Source organism: Glaciecola sp. KUL10 (assembly GCF_003203515.1).
GTDB lineage: Bacteria > Pseudomonadota > Gammaproteobacteria > Enterobacterales > Alteromonadaceae > Glaciecola.
On record NZ_BGNG01000019.1, the window covers coordinates 20231 to 27509 of the forward strand.

The window sequence follows — 7279 nt, forward strand, 5'->3', positions numbered from 1 at the left end:
GGTAACGCATTTGTTTCATTCTTTTGAACTGTCCTTACATTCTCACTGAGAATTAAAGACCTACCGTCCAGTTTGCTGTCCAGTCGTTATCAGCGTCTTTAACAGCACCGATGAAGTCAACTGGTGTAAAGAATGTACCTAGCGTAGTCACATCAGCAGGTGCTGTTGTATCAACCGTGTAAATACCGTTCAATACTGCCGCTTGGTCTGCTGCAAACGAGTTACCAGGCTGAGCTAGGAACCATGCTTCTTGGTCAAAATCACCAGAGTTTTTGATGTTTTCACTACATGCAAGTACTGAGTTAGTGAAAGCAAGCTGAGGTGTATTAGTACCATCCATGTTAGCTTCAAGCGTTGTATCGCCATCGCTAAGGTCAGCTTCAAAACATTCACCCATTGATGCAGAACCCGTTACAACAAAGTTGTGAAGTTGTGCATTGGTTTGGTCACGTAGTAACACACCTTCTGAATCTGCATCAGCTGTGTCGAAGTCATTACCAATGACAGTCATGTTTGCAATCGCTGGGTTAGAGAACTCTGTACCAGAACCGCCGTCTCCGTCACCCTCAATTGCGCGGTTAGCGTCTGAGTTATCATCAGCGTGCTTAACCAGTACAAACTGCATGTTACCTTGGTAACCGTTGTCCCAATCTACAGAGTCATCTTGAATACCTGTTAACACAACATACTTAGCGTTTACAGAACCACCGAAGAACTCAACGCCGTCATCCGCGTTTTTGTGTACTTGTAAGTACTCAACAGTCGTACCTGAACCCACACCACCAAACGTGATACCGTTAAGTTCGTTATCAGGTGCAACTTCAAAACCACCGTGCATAACACGTACATAGCGAAGTGTACCAGAACTTTCTGTGTTGTTAGCGTCTGTGTTAGCACCACCAAATACAGCACCTTCTTGTACACCTTCAACTTGAAGTGCACATGCTGAACCGTCTTGAGGACACTTGGTTGAATATGCATTACCTAAGATAACCATACCACCCCATTGGCCTGCTTCACCGTTAGCAAGGCCGGCAACAGCGCCGTTTGCAACGTGTTGGCTTGAAGTAAAGGTAATTGGCGCACTTGCTGTACCGTTTGCATTGATTTCAGAACCACGGCTAATTACTAGGTAATCGTTACCAGAGCTACCGTAAACAATCACACCTGGCTCAACTGTTAAGGTTGCGCTATCCGTGTTGTCACCACCTACAAATACTGCACCAGAAAGTGCGTAGTGGTTACCCGCTGTCAGTGTAAGGTCCGCAGTGATACGGCCAGAAACCTGACATGTATTTGTTGAACCGTCAACCGCAGCAATGGTTGTTGTGCCAGCAGGGCAACCAGATGCAGAAGTCACCACGCCTACTTCACCGCCACCAAAACCAAATGCCCAACCTTGACGCCAGTCGTCTTCACCAACAGCACCGACAAATTCGTTCGCATCAAAGAAAGAATCCAGATTTGTTGGGTTAGCGCCTGCAGTGCGAAGCGGGCTTTCAGACGTTAATGTTCCGTCGATATTTAGACCAAGGTTTGCACGGTCTGCAAACGCGATAAGTTGGTTATCAGCTTGTTGGTTTACAAACCAATCGTTTAAGTCAACTGCACCGTCAGGTGAGTTAAACGCTTCTTCACAAGAAATAACAGAGTTGCTGATTGTTAAATCGCCGTCGCTCAAGTTACCTTGCACTGTTTCGTCAGTGTCCATTTCTAAACACTCACCCATGCCTGCAGGGCCAGTGATAAGCATGTTAGTGATCATCGCGCCAGTTTGGTCACGCAATAAAACACCTTCTGAATCGTCGTCACCATCAAACTCGTTTCCGATAATCGTGATGTTAGCTACTTTTGGTGCAGAGAAATCAGTGCCGTCACCGCCGTCACCGTCGCCTTCAATACCGCGGTTTGCATCAGAATTGTCAGATGCGTGCTGAATGTAAACATACTGAAGTTTACCGTTATAACCGTTGTCCCAATCGACAGAGTCATCTTGGATTGAAGTTAATACAACGTGCTTAGCGTTAACTGAACCACCAAAAAATTCGATTCCGTCATCGGCGTTTGCGTGAACTTGTAAGTAATCGATTTCTGTACCCGAACCAACGCCACCAAATGTGATACCGTTTAATTCATTGTCAGGTGCAATTTCGAATCCTGCGTATTTAACAACAACATAGTTTAAGACACCTGAGCTATCAGCGCTGTCTGTTCCGCCAAATACTGCGCCGTCTTGTGCGCCTTCAACTTGTAGTGAACAGTCAGAACCGTCTTGAGGACATTTTGTAGAAGGAGCGTTACCTAGGATGATGACACCACCCCACTGGCCTGCGCCAACTTCATCACCAATCACGTCGTTGTATGAAGTTAAGATAATTGGGTTAGCTGATGTGCCGCGCGCTTCGATTTCTGAACCACGACTAACAACTAGGTAATCAGCGCCTCGGCTACCGAAAATCACAGTGCCTTCTTCGATTTCTAGCGTCACAGAATCAGCATTGTCATTACCCACAAAAACAGGTCCTGCAAGCGCCCAAACTGTATCGTTGGTCAGTGTAATCACCCCGTTAGTTGCGTCTGCGTCAGTTAAACGACCCGATAAAGAACGTACTTCTACCGTTTCACCTAAGGCAGCAGAAACTTGAGTTGAAAGGAAAGTATCAAGATCACCAGGTTTTGTGTCATCTGGTGTAGTCGGCGTAGTCGGGTCGGTAGGCGTTGGGTTGTTAGTCGTATTATTAACAACACTGTTATCGATAATGTCGCCTTCACTGATATTAATATCGCCGCCACATGCACCAAGTGCGATTGCCGCTGCTAAAGTCGAAACTTTAAAAAGTCCGTTCATGCTCATCGTTGTCTCCAAACAAAATTTGAGTAAGCTATTAGATCGCAAGAAGAGTAAATGAGGAAGGTGACAGAAATGTTACATCGCAAAGTTGTAATAAAAGTTTAACATATAATTATTTTTATATCTTAAAATCAATAACTTAAAGCCAAGCACTGATGAAACACATGCTATTTTAAATTTCAATTAAAGCCCCAAAGTACCCAATAGCCCTATTTCATTTTTTCCATTAACTGCATTTTTGTGTTTTTAAATAATGAATTCTAAGTGCTTTAAATCATTAAAATAGTAACTCTCGTTGCGAGTTTTTAGTGCTTGGTAAAATCGGGTAATATCCATTTTCGCTTACCATCGATTGCCCTTGCTCAGACAAAATAAAGCTCAAAAAAGTGCGCTCTAGCGTCGGTAAAGGCTTGTTTGGATCTTTATTTACCATGATGTATAAGAAACGAGAAAATGGATAGTCTCCGTTAGTAATATTTTCTGGACTCGGCGCTACCTGCCTTACCGAGCCGTTACTTTGGTCATTGCGTGATGGGATAACCACAGAAATTGGGCGCACGCTGTCGATACTTGCGCCTAAAGCCGCATAACCAATTCCACCAATAGAAGATGCAACAGAACGCACCACTGACGCTGAACCAGACAATTCATTTACTCTAGCTTTAAAGTCACCCCCACAAAGGGCTTGTTGCTTAAACAAATCGTACGTACCTGACGACGAATTACGACCAAATGTAATAATTTTTCGATTTGAACCAAACTTACCAATCTCGAGTTGATTCCAAGTATCGAGCCTATTACTCTCACCGCATAAGCGAGTAACAGAAAAAAGTGCATCAATTTGTTTTAAATTGAGCGCTTGCAAGGGATTATTGTGCTCCACAAAAATTGCAATGGCGTCAACGGCTACCTTGAGGGTCGTTGGTGAATAGCCGAATTTACGCGTAAATCGACTAATTTCATCAACAGTTGGCTCACGAGACATCGGCCCCACAGTGGCTGTTCCCTGCGTCAATGCTTGTGGTGCGGTTGCCGAGCCGCTTGCTTGAAGTTGAAACTTCACATGAGGATAGCGACGTTTAAATGCTTCAGACCAAAGCGACATTAAATTAGCCAGCGTATCAGAGCCCACTGAAGTAATAGTGCCTGAAACACCAGGAACTATCTTGTCAAACTTTGTAGATGTAAGAGTCTGGCCTACTGTATCTGGAATTTCGATTAACTCGTCACTACTTAGCTCTTGTGCAGAAATGTCATACGACACCACACCCACCAATAAACAGAGACATACAAAAAAAGAAAAAACACGCTGTAATTTAATCAATCGCCAAGACTATTTTCGTAGATGAGTTCTGGGGGCAGTATAAAAGAAAACTCGCTACCTTTTCCAACCTTACTTTCTATGTTGAGTGTCGAGTTATGGTGATTTAATACATGTTTTACGATCGACAAGCCCAGTCCAGAACCGCCTGTTGTGCGTGAACGTGCCTTATCAATCCGGTAAAAACGTTCCGTTAAACGCCTCAAGTGCTTTTCTTCAATGCCATCGCCATCATCTTGCACGGCAAAAAATGCGCCGCCATCTCTGCGTTTCCAAAGCACTTTAATTCGCCCACCAGGAGGCGTGTAGTTTATAGCGTTAAAAATAAGATTCGAACACGCACTTCGCATTTCAGTTTCAACGCCGAATATACGCAAACTGTCGTCTATTTTAAATTGAATTTTGTGTCCTTTGTCTCGATTCAATGAAGTAGCTTCTAATTCTATTTGTTTAAACATCGCGGTCATATCGATAGAATTTTCGTAGATTCGCTCGGCACTTGCCTCAATACGAGACAATATCAACAAGTCTTCAATCAGATTTTGCATCCGCTTGGTCTGTGTACCCATTTCACTGATCGCTTTGCTTGCAAACGCCGACTGTTGCTCATCTCCATCGAGAACCTCTAAATATCCATTGATAACCGTCAGTGGTGTGCGCAACTCATGCGATACGTTAGCGACAAAGTCTTTGCGCATTTCTTCAAGTTGCGAAACACGTGAAACATCCCTAATGATTAACAAAAGCTGGTCTTCGCCGTAACTCATGATTCGATATTCAAAGGTCTTGTTCGGATTGGTTGGTGCTGGAATTTCGATTGGATAATGATAATCACCAGAATGAAAGTATTCTATGAAGTCAGGATGTCTGACTAGGTTATCAATGCGTCTGCCAGTATCCTCGGGCCATTTCAAGCCCATTTCAATGCGTGCATGACGATTACACCATACGATTTTAGCTTCTTTATCAACTACCACAACAGCATCGGGAAGCGCTTCGGATCCCTCCCTAAAGCGCTTTACTAACTCACCTAAACTACGGCGCTTGTTTCGATTTCTGCGCTGAAGATAATACACTCCTTCATAAACATGCTCCCAGATCCCTGGAGCACTTGGAGGGGACATTTTGCGTGACTCCCAGAGCCATTTAGTCAATCGATACAAATGAAAATAGTGAAAGCATACTAAGCTGACAAAGGTCAGTAGCATCACAATTAAAAAGCTATCAATATACAGACCAAATAACATGGCTAGTGCGACAAAACTGCCAAGCCGCACAAGGCTTTTGGTCCACGACTGCGGATAATACATTTACACTTTGCTTGAAAAGCGGTAACCGGCGCCACGCACAGTTTGGATCATTGCGTCGTGGCCATGCGTTGAAAGTGCCTTGCGCAATCGTCTGATATGAACATCAACCGTACGATCTTCAACATACACGTTGGTTCCCCATACGTTGTCGAGCAAAAGTTCACGGCTATAAACACGTTCGGCGTGAGTCATAAAGAAATGTAGTAGCTTAAATTCAGTCGGCCCCATATCAACTGGATCACCATTGGCAGTAACTCGATGCGAAACTGGCTCTAGCACAAGGCCATTAAATTCGATCGGCTCTTCCTTAGAAGTCGGCGTAACTCGGCGCATCACAGCTTTAATGCGTGCAACTAACTCTTTCGGTGAAAATGGCTTGGTGACATAATCGTCAGCACCGGCTTCTAGGCCTCTGATTTTATCGTCTTCTTCTCCACGAGCGGTTAGCATAATCACAGGGATTTCACGTGTAAACTCATGTTGTTTTAACTTTTTAGCCAGCTGTACACCACTGCCACCAGGCAACATCCAATCAAGCAGGATAAGATCTGGATACGGTTCTTTGACTTTTTCTAAGGCAACATCAAAATCTTCTGCTTCCACTACGCCAAACCCAGCTTGCTCTAATACAAAAGAAAGCATTTCTCTGATTGGAGCTTCGTCTTCTACTAAAAGAATTGTACGAGACATTTGTTTTTTCACTCGAGCCATTTTAATTTTGACGCCATTATTAGAGTGACCTGTTACAGTTTTATTAAATAAATCACTTAATAAGTCAAGAAATACACTATTTTGATTTTTTAATGACAGTTTTGTGAACGCAATAGTCATAAATTGCCTTTGACCCGAGACCCTAGCGTTGGTAATCTTCGCGTCCCAATTTTGCCAGTAGGAATTCGCCATCATGTGGTTTAAAAATATAAAAGCATTTCAATTCAATAACCCGTTTAAATTCGATGACGAAAAACTTCAAGAGCAACTAGAAAGCATGTCTTTTCGCCCTTGCAGCTCGCAGGAAATTGCAAGCATGGGATTTACTTCACCGTTTCATAAAAGTGAAGCTTTGTTCCACAAAGTAGATAACCGTTATTGGTTTGTGCTGAAGAAACAAGAGCGCATGCTACCTGCTTCTGTCGTCAACGCAGAGCTGGCAGAGAAAGTCGCGCAAATAGAAGCTGAAACCGGTTCGCCAGTGGCCAAAAAAGCGCAACAAGATTTAAAAGAAGAAATTATTTTTAGACTACTGCCACAAGCCTTTACCAAGAACAGTCAAACACATGGTTTTGTATGCACCAAAACTAACGTTGTCGCGGTTGATGCATCGTCAGACGGCTCAGCAGAAGCATTTTTAGCTAGTTTGAGAAAAGTAGTCGGTACATTACCTGTAGTACCGTTAGCGAAAAGTAGCCAACAAGATGCATTAACAACATGGATCATGAAAGATGCCCCAGCCGGCATAGAGCTATTAGACGAAGCAGAATTTAAATCACCTTCTGAAGATGCCGCCATTATCCGCTGCAAAGCATGCGACCTAGACGCACCTGAAGTGCTCGCCCACTTGCAATCAGGCATGCTGGTACAAAAACTTAGCGTTGCTTGGCAAGAGCGTTTAACCTGCATTATCGCCGAAGACCTATCAGTCAAACGCATTAAGTTTACCGATATGGTCAAAGAACAAACACAAGACATTCCTAAAGATGAAGTCAACGCAAAGCTAGATGCCGATTTCACCTTGATGTCTGCTGAGTTGGTTGAGTTTATTGCGGCTTTGAAAGAGATGTTTGAGTTAGAGTAAAT

At 43.5% G+C, this 7279-nt stretch carries 5 protein-coding genes; 1 reads left to right on the top strand and 4 read right to left on the bottom strand.

Annotated features, from left to right (window positions below):
* Window positions 1-52: 52 nt before the first annotated feature.
* The 4 genes from KUL10_RS18235 to phoB all read right to left on the bottom strand — a co-directional run bounded on the left by KUL10_RS18235 (window position 53) and on the right by phoB (window position 6172).
* Entirely contained in the window at window positions 53-2854 is a 2802-nt protein-coding gene (locus KUL10_RS18235) for a hypothetical protein (protein WP_110430395.1), read from the bottom strand.
* Window positions 2855-3128: 274 nt separating this feature from the next.
* Window positions 3129-4115, bottom strand: a complete 987-nt coding sequence (locus KUL10_RS18240; RefSeq protein WP_233499884.1) for a PstS family phosphate ABC transporter substrate-binding protein — start codon at window positions 4113-4115, stop codon at window positions 3129-3131.
* 56 nt (window positions 4116-4171) lie between these two features.
* Window positions 4172-5482, bottom strand: coding sequence for a phosphate regulon sensor histidine kinase PhoR (gene phoR / locus KUL10_RS18245; protein ID WP_110430397.1), 1311 nt, complete (start codon window positions 5480-5482; stop codon window positions 4172-4174).
* Window positions 5483-6172: a phosphate regulon transcriptional regulator PhoB gene (phoB, locus tag KUL10_RS18250; RefSeq protein WP_110430399.1), complete on the bottom strand. Its 690-nt coding sequence runs from the start codon at window positions 6170-6172 to the stop codon at window positions 5483-5485.
* Window positions 6173-6386: 214 nt separating this feature from the next.
* On the opposite strand from phoB, the gene rdgC reads away from it, so the two are divergent.
* Complete coding sequence (rdgC, locus tag KUL10_RS18255) at window positions 6387-7277, top strand: recombination-associated protein RdgC (RefSeq protein ID WP_110430398.1); 891 nt, start codon at window positions 6387-6389, stop codon at window positions 7275-7277.
* Window positions 7278-7279 lie beyond the last annotated feature (2 nt).

Bases quoted from the DNA above. Each gene is read 5' to 3' on its own strand.
- KUL10_RS18235 (WP_110430395.1), bottom strand. From the start codon at position 2,854: ATGAGCATGAACGGACTTTTTAAAGTTTCGACTTTAGCAGCGGCAATC.
- phoR (WP_110430397.1), bottom strand. From the start codon at position 5,482: ATGTATTATCCGCAGTCGTGGACCAAAAGCCTTGTGCGGCTTGGCAGT.
- phoB (WP_110430399.1), bottom strand. From the start codon at position 6,172: ATGTCTCGTACAATTCTTTTAGTAGAAGACGAAGCTCCAATCAGAGAA.
- rdgC (WP_110430398.1), top strand. From the start codon at position 6,387: ATGTGGTTTAAAAATATAAAAGCATTTCAATTCAATAACCCGTTTAAA.